This window comes from Streptomyces spinosisporus, assembly GCF_022698145.1.
GTDB classification, from domain to species: domain Bacteria; phylum Actinomycetota; class Actinomycetes; order Streptomycetales; family Streptomycetaceae; genus Streptomyces; species Streptomyces spinosisporus.
Window position 1 is genome coordinate 1 of the sequence record NZ_JALDAX010000025.1, and the last position, 23735, is coordinate 23735.

24 protein-coding genes are annotated in these 23735 nt (G+C 69.8%); 17 read left to right on the top strand and 7 right to left on the bottom strand.

Annotated elements, in window-relative coordinates:
- Positions 1-13: 13 nt before the first annotated feature.
- From MQN93_RS39545 to MQN93_RS39585, 9 genes are all read left to right on the top strand, one after another.
- Positions 14-658, top strand: a complete 645-nt coding sequence (locus tag MQN93_RS39545; protein WP_242713359.1) for an HAD family hydrolase — start codon at positions 14-16, stop codon at positions 656-658.
- A 69-nt stretch (positions 659-727) separates the two neighbouring features.
- Positions 728-1450 (top strand): VC0807 family protein, encoded by a 723-nt coding sequence (locus MQN93_RS39550; RefSeq protein WP_242713303.1) that lies wholly within the window; start codon positions 728-730, stop codon positions 1448-1450.
- 81 nt (positions 1451-1531) lie between these two features.
- Positions 1532-2755 carry an MFS transporter gene (locus MQN93_RS39555; protein ID WP_016437485.1) on the top strand — a complete coding sequence of 408 codons (1224 nt, stop codon included), beginning with the start codon at positions 1532-1534 and terminating at the stop codon, positions 2753-2755.
- A complete protein-coding gene (locus MQN93_RS39560) occupies positions 2706-3878 on the top strand; it encodes an acetoin utilization protein AcuC (protein ID WP_242713304.1) in 1173 nt (390 codons plus the stop codon). The genes MQN93_RS39555 and MQN93_RS39560 overlap by 50 nt, the downstream gene beginning before the upstream one ends.
- A 104-nt stretch (positions 3879-3982) precedes the next feature.
- Positions 3983-4798 carry a phosphatase gene (locus tag MQN93_RS39565; protein ID WP_242713305.1) on the top strand — a complete coding sequence of 272 codons (816 nt, stop codon included), beginning with the start codon at positions 3983-3985 and terminating at the stop codon, positions 4796-4798.
- A gap of 129 nt (positions 4799-4927) precedes the next feature.
- On the top strand, positions 4928-5137 hold the full coding sequence (locus MQN93_RS39570) for a helix-turn-helix domain-containing protein (protein ID WP_016437488.1): 210 nt from the start codon (positions 4928-4930) through the stop codon (positions 5135-5137).
- Positions 5138-5291: 154 nt separating this feature from the next.
- A complete protein-coding gene (locus tag MQN93_RS39575) occupies positions 5292-5390 on the top strand; it encodes a 30S ribosomal protein bS22 (RefSeq protein WP_003948845.1) in 99 nt (32 codons plus the stop codon).
- 215 nt (positions 5391-5605) lie between these two features.
- Positions 5606-6667: an NAD-dependent epimerase/dehydratase family protein gene (locus MQN93_RS39580; RefSeq protein WP_242713306.1), complete on the top strand. Its 1062-nt coding sequence runs from the start codon at positions 5606-5608 to the stop codon at positions 6665-6667.
- A gap of 14 nt (positions 6668-6681) precedes the next feature.
- Positions 6682-7731, top strand: a complete 1050-nt coding sequence (locus tag MQN93_RS39585) for a lysophospholipid acyltransferase family protein (protein WP_242713307.1) — start codon at positions 6682-6684, stop codon at positions 7729-7731.
- A 76-nt stretch (positions 7732-7807) separates the two neighbouring features.
- Here MQN93_RS39585 and MQN93_RS39590 read toward each other — a convergent pair whose 3' ends face one another.
- The 3 genes from MQN93_RS39590 to MQN93_RS39600 form a co-directional block, all read right to left on the bottom strand.
- The gene (locus MQN93_RS39590) at positions 7808-9022 is read right to left on the bottom strand and encodes a DUF5667 domain-containing protein (RefSeq protein WP_242713308.1); all 1215 of its coding nucleotides are present in this window, start codon (positions 9020-9022) and stop codon (positions 7808-7810) included.
- 249 nt (positions 9023-9271) lie between these two features.
- On the bottom strand, positions 9272-10042 hold the full coding sequence (locus tag MQN93_RS39595) for an ECF subfamily RNA polymerase sigma factor, BldN family (RefSeq protein WP_016437492.1): 771 nt from the start codon (positions 10040-10042) through the stop codon (positions 9272-9274).
- 326 nt (positions 10043-10368) lie between these two features.
- A complete protein-coding gene (locus MQN93_RS39600) occupies positions 10369-11280 on the bottom strand; it encodes an HAD family hydrolase (RefSeq protein WP_078516757.1) in 912 nt (303 codons plus the stop codon).
- A 152-nt stretch (positions 11281-11432) separates the two neighbouring features.
- Here MQN93_RS39600 and MQN93_RS39605 point away from each other — a divergent pair, with 152 nt between their 5' ends.
- From MQN93_RS39605 to MQN93_RS39625, 5 genes are all read left to right on the top strand, one after another.
- Positions 11433-11714 carry a glutaredoxin family protein gene (locus MQN93_RS39605; protein WP_078516747.1) on the top strand — a complete coding sequence of 94 codons (282 nt, stop codon included), beginning with the start codon at positions 11433-11435 and terminating at the stop codon, positions 11712-11714.
- Positions 11715-11961: 247 nt separating this feature from the next.
- Positions 11962-12723 carry a redox-sensing transcriptional repressor Rex gene (locus MQN93_RS39610; RefSeq protein ID WP_016437495.1) on the top strand — a complete coding sequence of 254 codons (762 nt, stop codon included), beginning with the start codon at positions 11962-11964 and terminating at the stop codon, positions 12721-12723.
- Positions 12720-14420 (top strand): glutamyl-tRNA reductase, encoded by a 1701-nt coding sequence (locus MQN93_RS39615; protein ID WP_016437496.1) that lies wholly within the window; start codon positions 12720-12722, stop codon positions 14418-14420. The genes MQN93_RS39610 and MQN93_RS39615 overlap by 4 nt, the downstream gene beginning before the upstream one ends.
- Positions 14417-15376 (top strand): hydroxymethylbilane synthase, encoded by a 960-nt coding sequence (hemC, locus tag MQN93_RS39620; RefSeq protein ID WP_242713309.1) that lies wholly within the window; start codon positions 14417-14419, stop codon positions 15374-15376. Before MQN93_RS39615 ends, hemC begins: the two co-directional genes overlap by 4 nt.
- Positions 15373-17079, top strand: coding sequence for a bifunctional uroporphyrinogen-III C-methyltransferase/uroporphyrinogen-III synthase (locus MQN93_RS39625; RefSeq protein ID WP_016437498.1), 1707 nt, complete (start codon positions 15373-15375; stop codon positions 17077-17079). Before hemC ends, MQN93_RS39625 begins: the two co-directional genes overlap by 4 nt.
- Positions 17080-17205: 126 nt before the next feature.
- On the opposite strand, the gene MQN93_RS39630 is transcribed toward MQN93_RS39625, so the two are convergent.
- From MQN93_RS39630 to MQN93_RS39645, 4 genes are all read right to left on the bottom strand, one after another.
- Complete coding sequence (locus tag MQN93_RS39630; RefSeq protein ID WP_242713310.1) at positions 17206-17817, bottom strand: hypothetical protein; 612 nt, start codon at positions 17815-17817, stop codon at positions 17206-17208.
- Positions 17818-17849: 32 nt separating this feature from the next.
- Entirely contained in the window at positions 17850-18545 is a 696-nt protein-coding gene (locus MQN93_RS39635; RefSeq protein ID WP_242713311.1) for a class I SAM-dependent methyltransferase, read from the bottom strand.
- Between the two features lies 1 nt (position 18546).
- Entirely contained in the window at positions 18547-19461 is a 915-nt protein-coding gene (locus MQN93_RS39640) for a phosphotransferase family protein (protein ID WP_242713312.1), read from the bottom strand.
- A gap of 80 nt (positions 19462-19541) precedes the next feature.
- A complete protein-coding gene (locus tag MQN93_RS39645) occupies positions 19542-20291 on the bottom strand; it encodes a hypothetical protein (RefSeq protein WP_242713313.1) in 750 nt (249 codons plus the stop codon).
- 224 nt (positions 20292-20515) lie between these two features.
- Between MQN93_RS39645 and MQN93_RS39650 the strand changes: the two genes are divergently transcribed.
- The 3 genes from MQN93_RS39650 to MQN93_RS39660 all read left to right on the top strand — a co-directional run bounded on the left by MQN93_RS39650 (position 20516) and on the right by MQN93_RS39660 (position 23734).
- A complete protein-coding gene (locus tag MQN93_RS39650; protein WP_242713314.1) occupies positions 20516-21871 on the top strand; it encodes an NsdA family TPR-like regulatory protein in 1356 nt (451 codons plus the stop codon).
- A 36-nt stretch (positions 21872-21907) separates the two neighbouring features.
- Entirely contained in the window at positions 21908-22408 is a 501-nt protein-coding gene (locus tag MQN93_RS39655; protein ID WP_242713315.1) for an NUDIX domain-containing protein, read from the top strand.
- A gap of 330 nt (positions 22409-22738) precedes the next feature.
- Complete coding sequence (locus MQN93_RS39660; RefSeq protein ID WP_242713316.1) at positions 22739-23734, top strand: helix-turn-helix domain-containing protein; 996 nt, start codon at positions 22739-22741, stop codon at positions 23732-23734.
- The last annotated feature ends 1 nt before the right edge of the window (position 23735 follow it).

Sequence of the window (23735 nt, forward strand, 5' to 3'; positions counted from 1 at the left end):
TAGGCTCGACGTCATGCGCTACGACCTTGTGATCTTCGACAACGATGGTGTCCTCGTCGACAGCGAGCCCATCTCCAACCGGCTCCTCGCCGGCTATCTCACCGAGCTCGGGCATCCGACCTCGTACGAGGAATCGCTGCGTGACTACATGGGCTCCGCCATGCACCGGGTCCATGACCTCATCGAGGAGCGGACCGGGGAGCGGCTTCCGGAGGACTTCGACGATGTCTTCCATGCGCGGGTGTTCGCCGCGTTCGAGCGGGAGTTGGAGCCGGTTGCCGGAGCCGTAGGGCTGCTGGAGAAGTTGGCGGCCGACGGGGTGCCGTACTGTGTCGCGTCCTCCGGGAGTCATGAGCGGATTCGGGTGGGGCATCGGAAGACCGGGCTGGACCGGCTGTTCGACGACGGTCGGATCTTCAGTTCGGAGGATGTCGGGCGGGGCAAGCCGGCGCCGGATCTCTTCCTCTACGCGGCCGAGCGGATGGGTGCCGTGCCCGAGCGGTGTGTGGTGGTCGAGGACAGTCCCCTGGGGGTCCAGGCGGCTGTCGCGGCCGGGATGGACGTCTACGGGTTCACCGCGATGACGCCTGCCGAGAGGCTCGTAGGAGCGACTCGACTCTTCTCGGATCTGGGGGAGTTGGCTGACCTGCTCGTCTGACATTTGTCATGGCGAGGTCCGGACGATCGTTTCTACTGGCGTTCAAGTGCCTGTCGGCAAGCTGGGTGCATGACGACGAAGACTGGCAAGTCGACAGGCAAGTCGAACGATTTCCTTCCGCTGATCGTGGACGTGGCCATCCCGCTGGGGTCGTACTACCTGTTCAAGGACGGCTTCGGGATGAGCACCCTCGCGTCGCTCGCCTGCAGCGCCGTGGTGCCGGCCCTGCGGACCGTATGGTCCGTGGTCAAGGACCGGAAGATCAACGCCCTGGCCGCTCTCATCCTCGTCGTGACCGTCGTGTCGCTGGCGCTGAGCTTCGTCTCCGGTGATCCGCGGCTGCTCCTGGCCAAGGACAGCGGGGTCAGCAGCACCATCGCGATCGGGATCCTGGTGTCGGTGGCGCTGGGCCGACCGATGATGACCGAGGGGCTCAAGCCCTTCCTGATCAAGAGCGAGGCCAGGCAGGCCGCCTGGGACCGGCTGATGGACGGGACCGCGGCGGCGTCGGCGGACTTCCGGCGCAAGGAGCGGGTCTTCTCGATCGTGTGGGGTGTCGCCCTGCTCGTGGAGTGCGTCGTGCGGGTCGTGGGTGCGTACACCGTGCCGGTGGACACCATGGTGTGGCTCGGGACGGTCATTCTGCTCGCCGCGATCGGGATCGGGATCGTGGTCGGCGGCGCCTTCGGGGCCGGGCCCATGGAGCGGATGCTCTCCGAGGAGGCCGAGGCCGGCGAGGTCGCCGCGAGTGCTCAGGAGCCGGGGGCGTCCGGGTCGGCCGTCGCCGCCTGAAGCGCCGAGAGGTGAAGTTGAGGAAAATTCACCTTTGGCTTGATCTACCCACAGGTAGCCAGGGGCCCTACGCTCGCCGCCATGACAGATGTGCTGCGGCGCGGCAGGGCCTCTTTGGCGTTCAGCTTCTTCGCCCAGGGCGCCACCTTTGCCCTGCTGGTGACGCGGATTCCGGCCATTCAGGACCGCTACGGAGTCTCCGACGCGCTGCTGCCCGTCTTCCTCGCCGCCGTGCCCATCCTGGCCGGCGTGGGAAGTGTGACGACCGAGCAGCTGGTCAAGCGGGTGCGGCCGAGTCTGCTGCTGCGGTGTGCCCAGCCGGTGGTGCTGCTGGCGCTCCTCGGCGTCGGGGCGGGGGAGCACCTGGTCGAACTGGGCATCGCGCTGGCGGCGTTCGGGCTGGCCGTGGGCGGCCTGGACGCCTCGATGAACATGCTCGGGGTGAGCCTGCAGCGGTCGTACGGCCGGAGCATCATGCTCAGCTTCCATGCGGCGTTCAGCCTCGGCGGGATCGTGGGGGCCTCGCTGGCGTGGGCGGGGGCGCACTGGCATCTGGCGCTGTGGGTGTCGTATCTGCCCGTCGTCGCGGTGCTGCTGCCCGCCGCGCTGATCGGGAGCCGCTGGTACGTCGACGGGGGCTCGTCCGCGGCCGTGGCGGAGCAGGAGGAGGAGCGGGCGCAGAGCCGGGGCATCGTCTTCAAGCTCCTGCTGCCGCTGTGTCTGGTGATGACCTTCGCCTATATCGGGGACTCGACCGTCTCCAACTGGAGCGCGAAGTACCTCAAGGACGTGCTCGGGAGCTCGGAGCAGCTGTCGACGGTGCCGTACAACGTGTACATGGTGACCACGCTGCTGGGGCGGTCGCTGGGGGACTGGGGTGTGCGGCGGTTCGGGGCCGTGGCTGTGGTGCGGCTGGGTGCGCTGGTGGCGGCGCTGGGGTTCGCCGTGGTGGCGGTGTCGCCGGGTGCGTGGGTTGGGATGCTCGGGTTCACGCTGGTCGGTCTGGGCCTGTGCGTGCTGGTGCCGCAGACCTTCGCAGCGGCCGGGCGGCTGTTCCCGAACGCCTCCGACGCGGCCGTCGCGCGGCTGAACATCTTCAATTACGTCGGTTTCCTGATCGGTTCGCCGCTGGTGGGGGCGCTGGGGGATGCGTGGAGCTATCGCTGGGCGATGCTCGTGCCGATGCTGTTGGTGCTGGTGACGCTGGTCTACGCCCGGTCGTTCGCTCCTCAACCGGACCGATACGGTGGCGGGCATGAGCGGCCGCGCACAGCTGATGTGGGACGAGGCAGTAACGGGCTATGACTTCGGGCCGGACCATCCGATGGATCCGGTCCGGCTCGCCCTGACCAGGCGCCTCGTCGACGCCTTCGGGCTCGACAAGGACGTGCGGGTGGTGGCGGCGAAGTCCGCGGGTGAGTCGACACTGCGGCTCGTGCACCGCGAGGACTACATCGCGGCCGTGAAGGCGGCCTCGGCCGATCCCGCGGCGGCGGACGCGGCGTACGGGCTGGGGACGCTGGACGATCCCGCCTTCGCCGGGATGCACGAGGTGTCGGCGATGATCGCCGGGCAGTCGGTGGCCGCCGCCGAGGCCGTGTGGGGCGGGGACGCGCTGCACGCGGTGAACTTCACGGGCGGGCTGCATCACGCGATGCCGGGCGGCGCTTCGGGGTTCTGCATCTACAACGACGCCGCGCTGGCGATCGCGCGGCTGCTGGAGCTGGGCGCCGAGCGGGTCGCGTACGTCGACGTCGACGTACATCACGGGGACGGGGTGCAGGCGGCGTTCTGGAGCGATCCGCGGGTGTTGACGATCTCCCTGCACGAGCATCCGCGGACGCTGTTTCCGCAGACCGGGTGGCCGGAGGAGACGGGCGCGGAGTCGGCGGAGGGTTCGGCCGTGAATGTCGCCCTGCCGGCCGGGACCGGGGACGCGGGGTGGCTGCGGGCCTTCCACGCCGTCGTACCGGAACTGATCGCCGATTTCCGGCCGCAGGTCCTGGTGACCCAACACGGGGCCGATACGCACTTCGAGGATCCCCTCGCGCACCTGGCCGTGTCGCTGGACGCGCAGCGGGCGGTGCAGGTCGCATGTCATGAGCTGGCGCACGAGTACGCCGACGGCCGGTGGGTCGCGCTGGGCGGCGGGGGCTACGCGGTCGTCGAGGTGGTGCCGCGGTCGTGGACGCATCTCGTGGGGATCGCGGCGGGGCGGGAGATCGAGCCGGAGACGGTGATTCCCGACGGCTGGCGGCAGGAAGTGTTCGCGCGGACCCGGCAGTTGGCGCCGGCGCGGATGACGGACGGGCGGTGGCCGGTGTCCTTCGCCGACTGGGATGCGGGATACGACCCCGCCGACCGGCTGGACCAGGCGGTGCTGGCCACGCGGCGGGCCGCGTTTCCGCTGCGGGGGCTGCTGCCGTAAGACGAAGCGGCAGGAGTGGGCACAATCGTGCTAATTACGCCAACAGTGCGTTGTTTCCCCTGTTTCTGCCGCGCGGCCCGTCCCGGTCCGTCACCATCGCAGACGTGTTGAGCACCGGAGCCATGCGCGCTCATCTGCTGGCCGCCCGTCTCGCCGGGCCGGTGGCCACCTCCCGCGAGGAGAGCCTTCGCAGCTATCGGCTCTTCGCCGCCCGCGATCCCCGTGCGCTGCTGGGGCTCGATCCCGAATGGACCTGGCGGCAGCGGGATTTGATCGATTTGATGGCGGACAAGTGCGGGGTTTCGGCCGATCCGCATCATGTCTCCGGTCAAGATGTGATCGATCCGGAGCGCACTCTGTCCGCTCTGGATTCCTTCGCGGAGCGTCTCGCGGCAGCGGCCCAGCGTGGCGCACCCGTGCTCCTCGGTACCGGTCATCCGCACCGCCTGCTCGGTTTCTACGCAGCTCTGGCAGACGCGCTGTCGGCGGCGGGATGTGCCGTACTCACCCCTGCGTATGGTCACTGTGTCGACATAACGACCCGGTTCGGTCTACGCACGTACAACCTTGACTACGTACAGGGAGTCGCGCTGGTGCGGGAACCCGGCGCGCCCCGCCCCGGTTGTGCCACCGGCGTGCACACGCACTCTCCGCTCCCGGTTCGCACCGCGCTGGCCGCGGCCGCGGAGGCCGGCGGGCCGCTTCCCGAGCTGGTCGTCGGGGACCACGGCTGGGTCTGCGGGGCAGGTCAGCTGGGGTTCGAGGCGATCGGCCTCGCCGATACGGACGACCCCGCGCTCTTCGTGGGGGAGGCGGAGGGGTCCGTGTCCGTCGTCGTTCCACTTGATGACGCTGTGCGGTCTGATTACTACCGGCCGCTTACCCGCTACGTACTCAATCGAGCGTGTCTGTCACAGTAGGCCTGCGATGGGTGCACCTCTTCCCCACTCGCATCACCCGCCCCTACATTGGGGAGTGAGCACGCAGCGACGAAGAGTCACCGGAAGGGGAAGCCGGTGGCCGTCGAGTGCGGAAGGTTCAGGTGTGTCATGGCTGCTGAGCAGAGGCCTCTGAGCGAGGTTCAGTTCCTTACCGTGGCGGAGGTCGCCTCGGTGATGCGAGTGTCGAAGATGACCGTGTACCGGCTGGTGCACAGCGGTCATCTGCCCGCGATCAGGGTGGGGCGGTCCTTCCGCGTCCCCGAGAACGCGGTTCACGAGTACCTTCGCGAGAGCTACGTGGGGGTGGAAACCGCCTGACGGTTGTTCCGGGGGGAGCCTCAGGGCACGTGATGAACTCCTCCCGGAACCCTCGATTACAACCTCAGCGCTCGGCCGGGTAGGCTGGCCCCTTGTAGGTCGTATGGGCCCATGGCGCCCAACGCCGAGTGATGAGAAGTGAGCGAGGGTAGTCGTGGGCTCTGTTATCAAGAAGCGGCGCAAGCGGATGGCGAAGAAGAAGCACCGCAAGCTGCTCAAGCGCACGCGCGTTCAGCGTCGCAACAAGAAGTAGGCGACGCGCCAGGAGCGTGCTCTGTGGCCCCCCACCGCAACCGGTGGGGGGCCACATGCGTTTTCACATGGCTTGGTCTGTACGTACGTCTGTGGATGTCGTCACGTCATGCATTGGGCGGTCATCACAGCGCAACATCGACCCGCTAAGTTGGCCGCACGCGGGGAACCCGGCAGGCTACGAGTACCGGATGGGCTGGAAGGAAGGCGCAGATCTTGGGCAAGGTCGTGCTCGTGACCGGAGTGGCCCGCAGGTTGGGGGGCCGGTTCGTACGACGGATCCAGCGTGACCCGGAGGTGGACCGGGTCGTGGCGGTGGACGCGATCCCGCCCGAGCACCACCTGGGCGGCGCGGACTTCATCCAGGCCGACATCCGGCAGCCCGGCATAGGGCGGGTGCTCGCCGAGACGGGCGCCGACACCGTCGTACACATGGATGTGAGCGCGACGGGGCTCGGCAGCGGCAGCCGGGCGGCGGTCAAGGAGACCAACGTCATCGGCACGATGCAGCTGCTCGGCGCCTGCCAGAAGTCGCCGACGGTCAAGCGGCTGGTGGTGAAGTCCAGTACGAACGTCTACGGGTCCGCGCCCCGCGATCCCGCGGTGTTCACCGAGACCACCCCGCCCAAGTCCCTGCCCAGCGGCGGCTTCGCCAAGGACACGGTCGAGGTCGAGGGGTACGTACGGGGCTTCGCGCGGCGCCGGCCGGACGTGGCCGTGTGCGTGCTGCGCTTCGCCAACATCCTGGGCCCCGCGGCGGACACACCGCTCGCCTCCTACTTCTCGCTGCCGGTCCTGCCGACCGTGTTCGGCTACGACCCGCGGCTGCAGTTCGTGCACGAGGACGATGTGATGGAGGTGCTGCGGATCGCCTCGCTGGAACCGGCGCGGGGCACGCTCAACAGCGGCACCTTCAATGTCGCGGGCGACGGGGTCCTGCTGCTCTCCCAGTGCTCCAGGCGCCTGGGCCGCCCCACGGTGCCGCTGCTGCTGCCGGCGGTCACCTGGGCCGGCTCGCTGGTGCGGACGCTGGGCATGACGGACTTCTCACCCGAACAGATCCGGCTGCTGACCCATGGCCGTGTCGTGGCGACGGACCAGATGCGTGAGACGCTCGGATTCCAGCCGAAGTACACGACGGCGGAGGCCTTCGCGGACTTCGCACGCAGTCATGGACCCGGGCTCCTGCCGCCGGAGGCTCTGGCGGGGGCCGTCGACCGGATCGCCGCGCTGCCCGTCCTGGGCGGCGGCCACCCCCCGACGCAGAGCGCCAACTGAGGAGCGCATCAACGATGGCGGATGCCAAGGTCATTCCGTTCGACGACGACCGGTCCCGTGGAGCCGTGCAGCGGCCGCCGCGGCGTCGGAGCATGGGAAGCCGACGCAGGACCACGGAACCCGCACTGGTCGGTGACGTCCAGCCCCTGCCCAGCAGGGCGCCTGCGCAGGATGATGTTCCCGTGACGCAAGAGGAACAGCCGCCCCAGCAGCCGCAGAGTGACGGTGGCTGGGAGCGGCGCGTCGCGAGCGGGCTCTCCTTCCTGCGCCGCCGGCTCACCGGCGACTACGAGGTCGACGACTTCGGCTACGACGAGGAGTTGACCGACCAGGTCCTGATGTCCCTGCTGCGGCCGGTGTACGAGAAGTACTTCCGGGTCGAGGTGAAGGGCGTCGAGAACATCCCGTCCCAGGGCGGCGCGCTGATCGTGGCCAACCACTCCGGGACGGTTCCGATGGACGGTCTGATGATGCAGGTCGCCGTCCACGACAACCACCCGGCGGGACGCCATCTGCGGCTGCTCGCCGCCGATCTGGTCTTCGTGCTGCCGGTGGTCAACGAGCTGGCGCGCAAGCTGGGCCACACCCTGGCCTGCGCCGAGGACGCCGAACGGCTGCTGGGACAGGGTGAGCTGGTCGGGGTGATGCCGGAGGGCTTCAAGGGCATCGGCAAGCCCTTCAGCGAGCGCTACAAGCTCCAGCGGTTCGGCCGCGGGGGCTTCGTCTCCACGGCGCTGCGCCACGGCACCCCGATCATTCCGTGCTCGATCGTCGGCGCGGAGGAGATCTATCCGATGATCGGCAACGCCAAGACCCTGGCCCGGCTGCTGGGTTTCCCGTACTTCCCGCTGACGCCGACCTTCCCGTGGCTCGGCCCGCTCGGCGCGATCCCGCTGCCGACGAAGTGGACGATCCAGTTCGGCGAGCCGATCCCCACGGACGGGTATCCTCCGGAGGCTGCCGAGGACCCGATGCTGATGTTCAACCTGACGGACCAGGTCAGGGAACAGATCCAGCACACGCTGTACAAGTTGTTGGTGCAGCGGCGGTCGGTGTTCTTCTGAGGTCGGTTTTTTCTGACTTGAGTACGGCTGTGGGGGCGCGCCTTCGGTGAGAAGGGCGCCCCCACAGCCGTAGGGCCTACTGGTCGGTGTCCTCGCTGTCGATACCGAGGCCGGGGAGCAGGCCGGGGAGCAGCGGTGGGATCGTCACGTCCGGTTCGGTGGACGGGGACTTGCTCTCCGACGGGGAGGCGCTGTCGCTGTCCTTCGGCGGGTCGAGCAGACCGCCGGTGCTGCCGCCGAGCAGGCCTTCGCCCGTGGAGCCGGTCGACTGGCTCGGCTTGCTGGGGCTGCTGTGCTCGGAGGAGCCCTGTCCGGCGCTGGGCTCGGCGGACTTCCGGCCGGAGCCGGAGGTGCCCTGGGACGCGCGGTCCGAGCCGTGGCGCTTGCCGTCTCCGCCGCCCTGGGCCGGGGACTGCGGCAGCAGGGACTGCAGCGGGGCGACCTCGTCGTCTATGGCGGCGAACACCGACGACACCTGCTCGCTGACGTCACCGAGCTGCAGCGGGAGCCGCTCGCGCAGGGCGCCCCAGGCGTCGCGGTGCGAGCGCGAGAAGGTCGACAGGGCCTGGATGGGGCCGAGGCGGTCCGGGTCGCGCTCGTACGCCTCGTGCAGCAGCCGGTGGCCCTCGGAGGCGTCGTGCGTCATGCCGGACAGGGTGCGCCGGATCTCGCCGAGCGACTCGTGGTCGAGGGTGTTGCCCCCTCGGCCGCGCTCCATCAGCCGGCGTGCCTCGCTCAGCCGGGTGGAGGCCTGGTCGAGGTAGGCCACACCGCGCTGGTCGGCGCCGTCGGACATGTAGTTGAGCTTGAAGTCCTCGATGCCGCGCTTGAGCCCGTAGAGCGAGTCGCCGGGCAGGGCGTCCTGGCTGGCCGCGGCGACACCGCCGAAGGCTCCGGCGGCGACGCCCACGCTCAGTCCGCCCGCCGCCAGGCCCTTGGTCAGTCGTGACCGGGGCCGCAGCTTGCCCAGCGGGCTCGCGCGGTGGGCGCCGCGGGAGCGCTGCACCGGCACCGCCGGTTCGGCCTCGCCGCCCTCCTGCATCATCGCCTCGAACGCGGCCACCAGCTGCGCCCGCTGGACGACCTTGACCTCCGGATCCAGCTCGGGTCGGGGCAGTTCGCCGAGACACTCCGTGAGCTCCAGCAGCCGGCCCTGCTCGCTCTGTTCCGCAGCAGTCGTGGCCGGGGCCGGTCCTTCGGACTGCTCGGCCGCCGTGCCCCGGTCCGGCTGCTCCTCCAGGGCCTGGGCGAAGGCGTTCGCCCGCCGGTGTGCCGAGACGTTCGCGATCACTGGCGGCACCTCCTCTCGTCATGACGGTCGACTCCCCAGGGGGTCCTGAGGGTTGCACCCTCTGACCTCTTCCACACGATCGAGTGATCGAAGACGGCCAGGGAGTGACCACAGGGAGCCTGCATCCCGCACAACGAGCGGCTTGGCACTTGGGTTACGGACGACAGATGATCGGAACGAGAAGTCAACGGACTTTCACTGACTGCTAGTTGGACATCACTGACGGTCAGCGGACATCGTCCGGGACGGTCAGCGGACGTCGTCCGGAAGGAGCCGGGCCAGGGTGCGCACCGCGCGGTACTGGAGCGTCTTGATCGCGCCCTCGTTCTTGCCCATCACGCGCGCGGTCTCGGCGACCGACAGGCCCTGGAGGAAGCGGAGCGTCACGCACTCCTGCTGCTGGGGGTTGAGGCGCCGTACGGCGTCGAGCAGCGCGGCGTTGGAGAGGGACTCCAGGACGGAGTCCTCGGGGGACCGCTCGACCTCGTTGGCGTCGAGCATCTCGCCGGTGGTCACCTCGAGCCGGAAGCGGCTCGACTTGAAGTGGTCGGCGACGAGGTTGCGGGCGATCGTCACCAGCCAGGCGCCGAAGTCGCGCCCCTGCCAGGTGAAGGTGCCGATACGGCGCAGCGCGCGCAGGAACGTCTCACTGGTGAGGTCCTCGGCGGTGGCCTTGCCGCCCACGCGGTAGTAGATGTACCGGTACACGGTGTCGCTGTACTGGTCGTAGAGGCGGCCGAAGGCGTCGGCCTCGCCGGCCTGGGCGCGCTCGACGAGGTCCATCATCCGGGCGCTGTCGCTGTCCGCGGCGGGACGGCGGGTGGTGGTGCCCGTCGCCCGGCCGCGTCGGCCGACGGCGGCGCTGCCGTCGGCGAGCGCGTAGGCCGGGCCGACGGCGGTGGTGGCAACGGCGAGGGCGGGGACGGCGTACGCGGTGGGGACGAAGCCGCGCAACAGGTCGAGGACCGTTGCGCGCAGCGTAGCCAGGCCCGAGGCGTCAACCCCGACGTGTGGGTACACGGGACTCCCAGAGGCAGAGCTTCCATCACGTGCAGTGCGGGACCGTTCACCCGTCGTAGCGACGGAGTGGTACCGGTTTGCGTCTGAGGAGAATAACGCTTCGTACAGGCGCTGCTACACCCAGTTGCTCAAATCATCGATTACGTCGCTTCTGTAACCGATTCACGCCCGATCAAGTACCTCTGAGTGATCGGTTGTTGATCGAAATGGTTCGGGTTCCGTTTGGGAACGGGGCGTGTTGTGGCGGTGTGCAGCCAACTGGACTGCACAAACGCCGAACGGGCCGGGAAACCTGGCCCGGCCCGTCGATTCGTGGTGTGTCGCGGTCAGCGGCGGCGGCGGTGCAGCGCGATCGCCGCCGCGGTCCCCCCGGCCACCGCGCCCACCCCGGCCGCCGCCGGGATGCCCACCTTCGCCGCCTTGCGGCCGGTGCGGTAGTCGCGCAGCCGCCACTCCAGATTGCGGGCGTGCTTGCGGAGCTTGGCGTCCGGGTTGATCGCGTAGGGGTGGCCGACCAGCGAGAGCATCGGGATGTCGTTGTGGGAATCGCTGTACGCCGCGCAGCGGTTCAGGTCCAGGCCCTCCGCCGCGGCCAGCGCGCGGACCGCCTCCGCCTTCGCCGGGCCGTGCAGCGGCTCGCCCACCAACTTGCCGGTGTAGACGCCGTCCACGGACTCGGCGACGGTGCCCAGGGCGCCGGTCAGGCCGAGACGGCGGGCGATCACCGTCGCGATCTCCACCGGGGCCGCGGTGACCAGCCACACCCGCTGGCCCGCGTCCAAGTGCGCCTGGGCGAGCGCGCGGGTGCCGGGCCAGATCCGCTCGGCCATGTACTCGTCGTAGATCTCCTCGCCGATCGACTGCAGTTCGGCGACGCGATGGCCCTTGACGATGGACAGCGCCGAGTCGCGCGCCTCCTGCATGTGCTCCGGGTCCTCGACGCCGGCCAGCCTGAACCAGGCCTGCTGCCAGGCGAACTTGGCCAGGTCGCGGGTCTCGAAGAACTTCCGCTTGTACAGGCCCCGGCCGAAGTGGAAGAGCGCCGCGCCCTGCATGACGGTGTTGTCGAGGTCGAAGAAGGCGGCAGCCTTGTCGTCGCCGAGTACGGGGAACTGCGGTTCCTCCGGCTCGATGTCCTGCGAGGACTTGCGCGCTGCCTCCGCAGAGGCCTCGCCTGCCAACACGCTCCGCGCCGTGGCGGAGCGCCTACGGGGAGTGAGCCATCCGAGAGCGGCCATGCCCGTGAGCATAGCCAGTTTGTTCGGTGCCTCCACACGCGCAAGGTTGGAAGCCTGTGAACTCTCCGTGACCGTGTCGTTAAAGAACTCATCCGATCCTGGCGTTCCTTGGCGGTTTCCCGGGTGTCCCGCCGCCTCGCGTGCGCGCGAGAATGGCTGACATGAGTCCTCTCCTCCGCCGCAGGCCCGCTCCGCATGAGCGGTTGGTCACTCTCATCGGCAAGCCCGACTGCCATCTGTGCGACGACGCACGGCTGGTCGTCGACAAGGTCTGCGGCGAACTCGGCGTCCCCTGGGAGGAGAAGGACATCACCCGTGACCAGGGGTTGTACGACGAGTACTGGGAGCAGATCCCCGTCGTCCTGGTCGACGGCCGTCAGCACACCTTCTGGCGGGTGGACGAGCGTCGCCTGCGCAAAGAACTGACCGAGTAGTACAAGGCCGTACCGGACATCGCCTAGGATCGAAGGCGATCTGGTCTGGGGGGCGGGATTCACGAGGAGTGTGTCGGGTTTGCCCCCTGCGATACGCCTGGGACGTGTGTGCGTGACCCCGGTCACGTTGGCCGGGCAAATCGGACACCATCTTTGTGCACGCGTTCACAAAGACATAGCCTGCTGTCGACGGGGCGGTCTTGGAACGTGTGACCGCCTGCAGCCCCGCTCTACCCGCAGGAGCACCGTGGCAACTGGCCGAACTCACCGACCGGCGACCCGCAGCCGAGGGATTCCCGAGGCCACCGTCGCCAGGCTTCCGCTGTACCTCCGCGCCCTGACCGCACTGTCGGAGCGCTCGGTCCCCACGGTCTCCTCGGAGGAGCTCGCGGCCGCGGCGGGGGTCAACTCCGCCAAGCTGCGCAAGGACTTCTCCTACCTGGGTTCGTACGGCACGCGCGGTGTGGGCTACGACGTCGAGTATCTCGTCTACCAGATCTCGCGCGAGCTGGGGCTCACCCAGGACTGGCCGGTTGTGATCGTCGGTATCGGTAACCTCGGTGCCGCCCTGGCCAACTACGGAGGGTTCGCCTCCCGCGGCTTCAGGGTCGCGGCCCTGATAGACGCCGACCCGGCGATGGCGGGCAAGCCCGTGGCGGGCATCCCCGTGCAGCACACCGACGATCTGGAAAAGATCATCGACGACAACGGCGTGAGCATCGGCGTCATCGCCACCCCCGCGGGCGCCGCCCAGCAGGTCTGCGACCGGCTCGTGGCCGCCGGTGTCACCTCCATCCTGAACTTCGCGCCGACCGTGCTGTCCGTCCCCGAGGGCGTCGACGTGCGCAAGGTGGACCTCTCCATCGAGCTGCAGATCCTCGCCTTCCACGAGCAGCGCAAGGCCGGTGAGGAGGCCGCCGCCGACGGCGCCGGACCGGTCGCCGCCGCGCGCAAGAAGTCCGCCGACAAGGGCCCGGACGGGGACGTACCCGCCGTGATGCCGGCATGAGTCTCCTCGTCGTCGGACTGAGCCACCGCAGCGCACCGGTCAGCGTCCTGGAGCGCGCCGCGCTGACCACGGACGCCCAGATCAAGCTGCTGCAGGACACGGTCGCCGCGGAGCCCGCCACCGAGGCCGCGGTCCTCGCCACCTGCAACCGCATCGAGCTGTACGCCGACGTCGACAAGTTCCACGCCGGTGTCGCCGAGCTGTCCACCCTGCTCGCCCAGCACAGCGGGGTCGGCCTCGAGGAGCTCACCCCCTATCTCTACGTCCACTACGAGGACCGTGCCGTCCACCATCTGTTCTCGGTGGCCTGCGGACTGGACTCCATGGTCGTGGGCGAGGGGCAGATCCTCGGGCAGATAAAGGACTCGCTGGCCAGGGCGCAGGACCTGCACTCCGCGGGACGGCTGCTGAACGACCTGTTCCAGCAGGCCCTGCGGGTCGGCAAGCGGGCTCACTCCGAGACCGGCATCGACCGGGCCGGGCAGTCCCTGGTCACCTTCGGCCTGGAGCAGCTCTCCGCCCAGGAGGACGTCCTGGACTGGGCCCGCGGCAAGAAGGCGCTGGTCGTCGGGGCCGGCTCGATGTCCTCGCTGGCCGCCGCCACGCTCGCGCGGGCCGGGGTCGCCGAGATCGTCGTCGCCAACCGCACCGCCGAGCGCGCCGAGCGCCTGGTGCAGATACTGTCCGGGGCCGACGGCACGGACGTGGCCGCCCGCGCGGTACCGATGGATGCGGTGCCGGTCGAGCTGACACGTGCAGATGTCGTGGTGTCCTGCACGGGAGCGACGGGGCTGGTGCTGACGGCCGAGGCGGTCGCGGCCGCCGTCGAGGGCCGTACGGGCGCACCCGTCGCCGTAGCGGACGACGCGGTGGACACGGACGTACGTCCGCTGCCGCCCACCTCCCTCGGTACCGAGGAGGGCTGTCCGCTCGACCTCGCCGCCCCGCAGCAGGGCTTCTCCGTGATGGGCGAGGCCGCCGTGGCCGGGATGGACGCGGCCACGCTGGAGCAGCACGCCGCCTGGGTGGACAACGGCACCGTGGACCGCCGCGAGGCCGCGCGCACCGAGGCCGAGGCCGAGCTGATCACCGCGCTCGCCGCCACCGCGGCGACCGTCGGCCGGATCCCCGAGCGCCGCAGGCCCGAACCGGTCGCCGGGCCGCCGCGGCCCGCGCCCGTGCTGTACCTGCTCGACCTCGCGATGCCGCGCGACATCGACGCGGCCGTGCACCGGCTGGCCGGCATCCGGCTCGTCGACATCGAGTCGCTCGCGGAGGCCTCCGCCGACGCGCCGATGGCCGCCGACGTCGACCAGGTCCGCCGGATCGTCGCCGACGAGGTCGCGGCCTTCGGGGCGGCGCTGAGGGCCGCGCACATCACGCCGACCGTGGTCGCCCTGCGCACCATGGCCGCCGACGTCGTGGCCAGCGAGATCGCCCGCCTGGAGGGGCGGCTGCCCGGCCTCGACGACAAGCATCGCGGCGAGATCACCCAGACCGTCAAACGCGTCGTGGACAAGCTGCTGCACGCGCCGACCGTACGGGTCAAACAACTCGCGGCCGAACCGGGTGGAGCGGGGTACGCGGATGCCCTGAGGACCCTGTTCGACCTCGACCAGGAGGCGGTGGACGCCGTCTCCCGCGCCGGGGGCGCCGACGACGAATCTGAGAACAGCAAGAACCGAGGGCCGGCATGAACAGCAAGGCATTGAGGCTGGGGACGCGGCGGAGCAGACTCGCCATGGCCCAGTCCGGGCAGGTGGCGGACGCCGTGAGAGAGGTGACCGGACGACCCGTCGAGCTCGTCGAGATCACCACCTACGGCGACACCTCCCGCGAGCACCTCGCGCAGATCGGCGGCACGGGCGTGTTCGTCACGGCGCTGCGCGACGCACTGCTGCGGGGTGAGGTCGACTTCGCGGTTCATTCGCTCAAGGACCTGCCCACCGCGCAGCCCGAGGGCCTGGTGCTGGCCGCCGTCCCGCTGCGTGAGGACCCGCGCGACGTGATCGTCGCCCGGGACGCGCTGAAGTTCACCGACCTGCCGCGCGGCGCGCGCATCGGTACGGGTTCGCCGCGCCGCACGGCGCAGCTGAACGCGTATGCCCGCGCCCACGGGCTGGACATAAGGGCGGTCCCGATACGGGGCAACGTCGACACCCGGATCCGGTATGTGCAGGACGGTGAGCTGGACGCCGTCGTCCTGGCCGCCGCGGGCCTGAGCCGCATCGGCCGGATCGACGAGGTGACCGACTTCCTGTCGGTCGACACGGTTCTGCCCGCTCCCGGCCAGGGAGCACTGGCGATCGAGTGTGCCGCGGACAACGTGGACCTGATCGCGTCACTCGGTGAACTCGACGACCCGACCACTCGGGCCGCCGTGACCGCCGAGCGGTCACTGCTCGCCGCCCTGGAGGCCGGCTGCAGCGCCCCTGTGGGCGCACTGGCCGACCTTCTGGCCGACGGGCAGATTGTCAAGGAAATGCGCCTGCGCGGCATAGTCGGCACGACCGACGGCTCGCGCACGGTGCAGCTGTCCACCACCGGTCCCGTGCCCGAGACGTACGACCAAGCAATGGCGCTCGGCCGTGAACTCGCTGCCGAGATGCTTGCCCAGGGCGCGGCCGGTCTGATGGGGGAGCGAGCACTGTGAGCCCCACCACCCTTCCCACCGGCCTCGAACACGGGCACGTCACCTTCCTCGGTGCCGGACCCGGGGATCCGGGACTGCTGACTCTGCGCGCCGTGGAGGCGCTGGCGAACGCGGACGTACTGGTCGCCGAGCACGACGTGCTCGACGTGGTGCGCAAGCACGCCAGGCAAGGCGTCGCCGAGGTGCACACGGACGGGGGTCCTTCTGCGGACTCCCACCCGGGCACGGGCACACCTCAGCTGGCGGTTGTTGACGGCTCGTCAACAACCGCTGGGGTCCCCGCGGTACGGGATGCCGCACATCTTGTCATGGAGGCCGCGCGGGGCGGCAGGCGGGTCGTGCGTGCGGTGTCCGGGGACCCCGGGCTCGACGCGTACGCCGCCGAGGAGATGCTCGCCTGCGCCGGTGCGGGCGTGCCCTTCGAGGTCGTCCCCGGTGTCGCCGCCGCCGTCGGTGTGCCCGCCTACGCGGGTGTTCCGCTGCGCGACGCCGAGGGCGCGGACGTGCGGTTCGTGGACGCCCGTACCGCCTCCGATCGGTGCTGGACGGAGGTGGGGGCCTCCGACGGGACCGTGGTCGTGTCGACGACGCTCGACTCCGTCGGCGCCGCCGCGGGCGAGCTGGTGTCGGCAGGGCGCAAGCCGGACACGCCGATGACGGTGACGGTGGCTGGTACGACCACTCGTCAGCGGACCTGGACGGCGACGCTCGGCACCATCGCGCAGACCCTGAAGCAGGCCAAGGTGCTGCCCTCCCCGGAGGGCGGACGGCCGGTGATAGCCGTGGTCGGTGAGCGTTCCGCCGCCGCCCAGCGTGACCAGCTGTCGTGGTTCGAGTCCAAGCCGCTGTTCGGCTGGAAGGTTCTCGTGCCGCGCACGAAGGAGCAGGCGGCGTCGCTCTCCGACCAGCTGCGGTCGTACGGGGCCGTGCCGCACGAGGTGCCGACCATCGCGGTCGAGCCGCCGCGCACGCCCCAGCAGATGGAGCGGGCCGTGAAGGGGCTCGTCACCGGGCGGTACGAGTGGATCGCCTTCACCTCGGTGAACGCGGTCAAGGCGGTACGGGAGAAGTTCGAGGAGTACGGCCTGGACGCGCGCGCCTTCGCGGGCATCAAGGTCGCCGCGGTCGGCGAGCAGACCGCGAACGCGCTGATCGCCTTCGGCGTGAAGCCGGACCTGGTGCCGAGCGGTGAGCAGTCGGCCGCGGGGCTGCTGGAGGACTGGCCGCCGTACGACCCAGTCTTCGACCCGATCGACCGGGTCTTCCTGCCGCGCGCCGACATCGCCACCGAGACGCTGGTGGCCGGGCTGATCGAGCTGGGCTGGGAGGTCGACGACGTCACGGCGTACCGCACCGTGCGCGCGTCGCCGCCGCCGGCGGAGACCCGGGAGGCGATCAAGGGCGGCGGCTTCGACGCCGTGCTCTTCACGTCGTCGTCCACCGTGCGCAACCTGGTCGGCATCGCGGGCAAGCCGCACAACGTGACGGTGATCGCGTGCATCGGCCCCGCCACGGCGAAGACCGCCGAGGAACACGGCCTGCGCGTCGACGTCATGGCCCCCGAACCGTCCGTCCACAAGCTGGCGGAGGCACTCGCCGACTTCGGCCTGCGGAGGCGGGCTGCCGCGCTGGAGGCGGGGGATGCGGTGACTCGGCCGAGCGAGCGGAGGCCGGGGGCTCGGAGGCGGCGGTCGACGACCTGAGGCGAGGCGGAAGCCCCCTGTGCTTGTGCAGGGGGCTTCGCCGCGCTTCTTTGCGTTACGGGCACCACTGAGTCGTGGCCGCCTTCCGCTTCTCAGACGCTGCTGCGTCTGCCCACTGGCATTTTTCTACGCGGGCGGCGTCAAGACCAACGTGCTGTCCTTGCCCGCACCCAAGGTGCTTGCCGTGGCCATCGCTTGTGCCTGCGCGAGAGTAAGTGGTGCGGCCCAAGCCAGAGACTCGACAAGGTGCTCCGCGAGGAGACCGACATGGGGATCGGGCTGGATCAGTGCGGTTGGCCGACCAAGGGCGGTGCGTTCGGCGGCCCATGTGTGGTCGAGGCTGGTGAAGTCGTCGTCGATCCAGATGGCGGGTGCGTCGCCGAGCCAGGTCTCGACGTGATCGCGTTTCCAGAGGTAGCCGTTGGGGTGGCTGGTGGTGATCCGGGGACGCGGCAGGTCGACGTGGGGGATGGGCGGGAGGCCGAGGAGGGGGCCGACGAGCGTGGTGGCGTCCTGGCGCCAACTGGTGCACCACAGGGGGGTGACCAGGCCGGATCGGATTGTGTGCATGAGCAGGGGGCCGTGTGCGGGGTTGAGCCAGACGGTGACCGGGTTGCCGGCGTTGCGGCCGCCAGGAACGACATCGTGGCGGCCGTGGGTTGCCGGAGTGGTCCCATCGGCGTCCGGAAAGGGTATGAGGACGCCGTCGACATCGAGGAGCAGGTAGGGCGGACGCATCGTTGTCTCCCAAGGGGCGGCGGCAGTCGAGCTCAGAGCTTGCGCGCGGTGATCAGCAGAGTGGTGGGCCACTGGCTGCCGTGACGGGCGTCGTGGAACTCCTGGGCTGAGGTGAGCCAGAGGCCGGCGCGGTCGAGGTGCTTTTCCCAGCGATCGGCGTCGAAGTCCCAGCGGGGGATGGGCAGTCGGGTGCGGTCCGGGAGGGTGACGTAGTCCCGGCGGGGCCGGTCGTCGATGGTGGGGCGCAGGCCGCCGCGCTGGGGGTGGGGGACGGAGAAGGCGAGAGTGCGGCCGGGTTTGAGGTGCTGGGCGATGGCCTGGAGGAGAAGCTCGGGGGCTACGAGGCCGACGGCCCCGAAGACGGAATAGATGGCATCGAAGTCTTCGTCAGAGGCTTGCAGGTAGTGCAGGGCGTGGCCTGCGACGAAGGTGAGGTTGTTGAGGCGGCCGTAGTGCGAGCGGGCTCGGCGGATCTGGAGGCCGACCAGGTCGACGCCGGTGACCTGGGCGCCGTAGCGGGTGGCGAGGTGGGCGGCGTTGTGGCCGGGGCCGCATCCGAGTTCCAGCAGCCGCTTGCGGCGCAGGTCTGCGCCGAGGATCTCGGCACCAGGTCCGGTACCGGACCGAGTCGTCCACTCCATTCGCGCGGGTACCGAAAGCGGATCGGCGGGGCCGGTCGTGGTGCGTTGAAGCGCGTGAACGTACCAAGGGGAGGACTGGGCGAGCACGTCAGACCTCCAGGAGGAGATGCGTGACGTCGGTGAGGTGGCGGCGTACGGCCTTGATGTAGGCGGGGTCGGTGGCTGGGTTGTTGATCCAGCGGATGGACTGTTCCATGAACCACTCGACGGCCCACATGCGGTGCCAGCCCAAAGCCCAGTTTTCTGCCGTGAGTCCGCCGCGCGGGGTGAGGGCGTCGGGGGTGCCGCCGGCGGTGACGTACTGCTCCAGGAAGACCCGAAGGCGTACGGGGTCGGGGGCGTCGAGGGTGCCGTGCCAGCTGGCGAGGTCGAGCAGGCCGGGGCCGGTGAAGGTGCGGGCGAAGTCCAGCAGCCGCCAGCCGCGTTGGCCGAGGTGGAGGCTGGTGGGGTGGTACTCGGAGTGCACCCAGCCGAACGGTGCCGAGGTCGCACCGGTCGAGCGGGCCTCAGAGGCCTCGGCGATGCGGTTGAGGGCGTCCTCGACGTCGTCCGTGTCCTGCCAGCGTTCGGCCTTGCGGAGCCGGGCGAGGTGGTCCAGGGCTCGGTTCGGCAGCGTGCGGAGCTGATTTTGATCCAGGACGGGCAGGGCAGCAGCCGTACGGGTGCCGTGCAGGACCACGGCAGCGGCAACGCCATCGAGGTCGTCGGCATCGCGGACGGCGGGACCGAGGTCCTCCATGAGCATGCCGAGCCAGCCATCGAGGACGGCAGAGGCGCGCACCTGCGGGACGGGAACGCCGAGCGTGTGCGCCAGACGCAGAGCCTGGTCCTCGCAGTCAAAGGGCCGCTTCGCGTACTTGAAAATCGCGGTGGTGGCGTCGGGGAAGGTCAGGCGTTCCACACCCGACATGGACCACACGCGTATTTTCTCGCGCACAGCGGTGGCCCGATCGGCCATGGTGAGCAGGTTGTCGAGCAGTTCGGCGCTGGGGTTCGCGGTCACGTGGTGCTCCAGAGGGGTTGAAGGCGTCCGGGACGGGCGAGAGGCGGGGCCCGCCCCGGAGCCTGGCGTGCGGTGCGGTGCTACGCGGCAGGGCTCACGCGGTGGGCGTAGACCTGCTCGATCCAGCCGGACTTGAAGGCCGCGAGGTCGTCGCGGAAGGCGGTCATCGACGCACCGTAGGGCGCGACGACGCCACCCGACTGGTCCGGCACGGACTGGCAGCCGTGTACGAGCCGGCCGCCGAGGGCGGCGTGGGCCTTGATGGACTCGATGCGGCGGTGCTCGTTGAACCAGCCGCCGTGGTACACCTCGTCGAGCATGCCGCCCATGTCGTCGTCCAGGTCGAAGACGACGGAGGTGGCTGCCGGGAAGAACCAGCACGGGCCGACGTTGGAGATGTGCCCGTCCAACTCGACCTTGTTCAGCGCCATCAGCGTGGCAGCTTCGCGCAGCATCCGCAGGTGCTCGGCGGTGATCTGCGGCAGGCCGAGGCCCGCGAGGTGCTCCTCGCGAAACAGATAGGCGTACACCTCGTACGCGGTGGACAGCACGTGAGCGGCGTCCGAGGTGGACTCGGCGTGGGCCTTGATGAAGTCCAGCGCGACCTGCTCGACCGCGCTCTCTGTCGTCTCCTCCACGTCCAGGAGCTGCGACTTGACCAGCTCCCAGTCGGCGAGGAGCCACGTGTCGGACTCGAAACGGAAGAAGTACTCGTGCGGGTCGATGGTGATGCGTCGGCCCTCGACGTGGATGCCGGGCAGGCGGCTCCAGCGCTCGTCGAACGCCTCGGGCAGTACGACCGTGATGGCCGCGGTGTCGGTGGTGGTCACCGTGTCTCCGTCTCTGATCGGCCGGGTTCGGGCACAGGAATGCCCGAACCCGGTGTGGGTGTACGGAACTTCTGGGTTCGCTCGGCCGAATCGGGAAGTCAGGTCACGTACCGGACCGGGGACGAGCGGCTGATGATTAGTGAACACTCCGTCACGCACAGTGGGTACGGTGAGAGCCAGTTGAAGCGGTATACGCGGTTTACAGCCCCGGAGCGGAGGCGATCGTGGCGGCGCCGAAGGGTCCCAACTCCCGCCTGCGGGACGTGATCGAGGCGACCAGCTGTACCTATGAGGCTCTGGCGAAGGACATCCGGCGTATCGCAGCCGAGAACGGAGAGATCCTCCAGACCAACAAATCGGCCGTCTCTCACTGGGTGAACGGCTCGCGCCGGCCGACCGGACGGACCGGCCAGTACCTCGCTGAGGCGCTGTCCCGCCGAGCAGGGCGCACCGTCAGCCTGGCCGAGATCGACCTCCGATCGCGCGATGATGCGATGTCGCAGGAGTCGGACCCTGTGCTCGCGGCCACCGACCTGGGCCGGGCCGACGTCGAACGCCGTCGCTTCCTTGCCGTGGCTGCCTTCACCACGGCCGGGGTCGCCATGCCGCTCTTCCACGACCACGAGGCCACCGCCCGCATGCTGCGCGCCCGCACCGGCAGCTCCCTGGTCGGGGCGGAGGACGTGGGCGTCGTACGGCAGATCACCGCGGCCTTCAGCGCGGCCGACGAACGACTCGGCGGCGGCCACGGCCTGACCACCGTCACCGCCTACCTCGCCGACACCGCCGCCCCCATGCTTCGCGGTCGCTTCCCGAACGAAGCCTTACGACAGGCGGCCTTCGGTGCCGTCGCCGAACTCGCCTACCTCGCCGGGTGGAAGCACCACGACCTCGGCCAGGAAGGCGCCGCCCAGCGCTACTACCAGGTCGGCTACCAACTCGCGTGCGAAGCCGACCCGCGCGGCCACGCCGCCTGGATGATGCGCGCCCTCGCCCACCAAGCCCTCAGCCTCAAGCAGCCCCACCACTGCGTCGACCTCGTCGAAGGCGCCCTCACCCGCGGCCTTGGCCACGTCGACGGCCAGACCGAGGCGCTGCTGCACATCACCCACGCCCGCGCGTACGCCGCTGTCGGCGCGAAGCCCGCGGCGGCCCGCGCCCTGCTCGCAGCGGAAGACGCCCTCCTGCGTGACGACAGCCCCCAACCCAGCTACTCCCGCGTCAGTGGTCCGGCCGCCGGCACCGTCGCCAGCCACACCGCCCGCACCCTCACCGACCTCGCCGACCACGTCGGCACCGAGCAACAGCACCGCGACGCCCTGGTGCGCTGGGATCCCGAGAAGTACAAACGCGTCCACGCCCTCACCTACGCCGACCTCGGCGACAGCCTGGCCGCGCAGGCCCGCGCCGACGAAGCCGTCGCCGCCTGGTCACAAGCCCTGAATTTGATGGAGGGCATGACCTCCGACCGCACCCGCAAAGCGATCACCTCGCTTCGCTCCACCTTCTCCGTCTACCAGCGCCGCAAAGTGCCCGGAGCCACCGAACTCGCCCGCCGCGCACGCGAAGCACTGGCCTAAGCTGCCCATCAACCGGCCGACGAAGGGACACCAGCCGTGGCTCAGCGGACCACCGACGACCACCCCGAAGCCCTCCCGCCCGCGCTCGAATCCATGACCCTGCTCGTCGCCGCCGTCATCGTCCACGACAAGGCCACCAACCGCGTCGTCCTCCTCCAACGCAGCCGGAACGCCAAGTTCGCCCAGGGCATGTGGGATCTGCCTGTCGGAAAGAGCGAGCCCGGTGAACCCATCACGCAGACGGCAGCGCGGGAGCTGTACGAGGAGACCGGCCTGACCGTGAAGCCCGAGGCCCTCAAGGTCGCCCACATCATTCACGGCGCCTGGGGCGTCGAGGCCCCCAATGGCTTCCTCACCGTCGTGTTCGCCGCCCACGAATGGAGCGGCGAACCCGAAAACCGAGAACCACGCAAGCACTCCCAGGTCTGCTGGGTCGATGCCGACGCGATCCCCGAGGAGTTCGTGGACACCACGGCCAGCGCCCTCCACCGATATCTCGATGGCGGCCCGCAGGTGTCGATCGATGGCTGGAGTTAGGCGTTCCGTTGCGCCGGCCGCGTGGACAGGTCATACAGGGGCCTGGCCATGCGGGATCCGGTGAAGTGGCGGCCGGTGTTGCAGGCGGTAAAAGACCTTAAGAACCCGGGGAAATAACCCACCAACCAAACCAAACCTCGCGCGCGTCACACGGGCGGGTGAAATTGGCTGGTCTGGGTGGCGGTTTGGGGGACTGGGCGGGCAGTCTCGCCGTGGGCAATAGCCACAGGCAAAGTCCACAACTGCACAGCCCCACACATACTTCGGCCCCCGCCGGGACGGCAATCCCAGTGCGAGGGCCTGACCAACGAGGAAGAGACACGCTTCCCCATGGCTGAGAAGAAGCCTAACGCCGCCACGCGCCCGAATCAGGGCGTTCGCCAGACCACCACCCCCTCCGGTGTCATCCACGTACGGACGTCCCAGTCGGGCCACTACACGGTCGTGGGCAATCACCTCGCGCAGCACCGTGAGCTCTCGCTGACGGCGATCGGGCTGGCCACGCACATCCTGTCACTGCCAGAGGGGTCGCCCGTCGACATCCGCAGCCTTGCCGAACGGTTCCCCGAGGGGCGGGACCGGATCGCCTTCGCTCTGCGGGAGCTGGAGGCGCACGGTTACCTGGAGCGGGTGCGGGAGCGCACGGACACGGGGCGGCTGGTCACTCGTACGTACGCCCATCACGCGCCCGCAGCGCCCGCTGCCACTCCGATCGCCCTGGCCCGTCCCCGCAGCCGCGGGCGTGTGGTCCGTCCGTCAGTAGAAGACCGGCAGGCACCTCCGGAGGACGACGGAGGGGCGCACCCGCAGGTGGACAGCGGTGCGGGAACCGCTGCTCCAGCTCCATCGCCCGTACGGCCCGCCAAAGTGCCCGATCCACGTCCCGTGAAAGCCCTTCACGGGCCGAGCCACGAAAAAGCCGTCGCCCTGCTCGCCGGCCTGCGTCGCACCGACGACCGTCTCACCCTCTCCAGTCGGGACGTGCATCGGCTCGCGCCCGCTGTCAGAGCCTGGTTCGACGGGGGTGCCACCGCTGCCGTCGTGCACCACGCCCTGACCGCCGATCTACCCGCCGACATGCGGCACCCGGCCGGAGTGCTCGCCTACCGACTCCGCGAACTGCTCCCCGTACCCCTGCCGGCGCCCGCTCCACCACCGGCCGCACCGGCAGGTACGTACACGAGGTTCCGTCCCCACCCCTTCCAGACGTGCGACGGCTGCGAGCGGGCCTTCCGCGCACCGGCTCCCGGTCAGTGCCGTGACTGCCGGGCCCTGGGAGACCGACATATCGTCGGCAAAGGTGCCCCCGAGGCGGGCGTAGCGTAGA

Coding starts and splice junctions, on each gene's coding strand:
- MQN93_RS39545 (WP_242713359.1), top strand. CDS start 14: ATGCGCTACGACCTTGTGATCTTCGACAACGATGGTGTCCTCGTCGAC.
- MQN93_RS39550 (WP_242713303.1), top strand. CDS start 728: ATGACGACGAAGACTGGCAAGTCGACAGGCAAGTCGAACGATTTCCTT.
- MQN93_RS39555 (WP_016437485.1), top strand. CDS start 1,532: ATGACAGATGTGCTGCGGCGCGGCAGGGCCTCTTTGGCGTTCAGCTTC.
- MQN93_RS39560 (WP_242713304.1), top strand. CDS start 2,706: ATGAGCGGCCGCGCACAGCTGATGTGGGACGAGGCAGTAACGGGCTAT.
- MQN93_RS39570 (WP_016437488.1), top strand. CDS start 4,928: ATGGCTGCTGAGCAGAGGCCTCTGAGCGAGGTTCAGTTCCTTACCGTG.
- MQN93_RS39585 (WP_242713307.1), top strand. CDS start 6,682: ATGGCGGATGCCAAGGTCATTCCGTTCGACGACGACCGGTCCCGTGGA.
- MQN93_RS39600 (WP_078516757.1), bottom strand. CDS start 11,280: ATGGCCGCTCTCGGATGGCTCACTCCCCGTAGGCGCTCCGCCACGGCG.
- MQN93_RS39605 (WP_078516747.1), top strand. CDS start 11,433: ATGGCTGACATGAGTCCTCTCCTCCGCCGCAGGCCCGCTCCGCATGAG.
- MQN93_RS39615 (WP_016437496.1), top strand. CDS start 12,720: ATGAGTCTCCTCGTCGTCGGACTGAGCCACCGCAGCGCACCGGTCAGC.
- hemC (WP_242713309.1), top strand. CDS start 14,417: ATGAACAGCAAGGCATTGAGGCTGGGGACGCGGCGGAGCAGACTCGCC.
- MQN93_RS39630 (WP_242713310.1), bottom strand. CDS start 17,817: ATGCGTCCGCCCTACCTGCTCCTCGATGTCGACGGCGTCCTCATACCC.
- MQN93_RS39660 (WP_242713316.1), top strand. CDS start 22,739: ATGGCTGAGAAGAAGCCTAACGCCGCCACGCGCCCGAATCAGGGCGTT.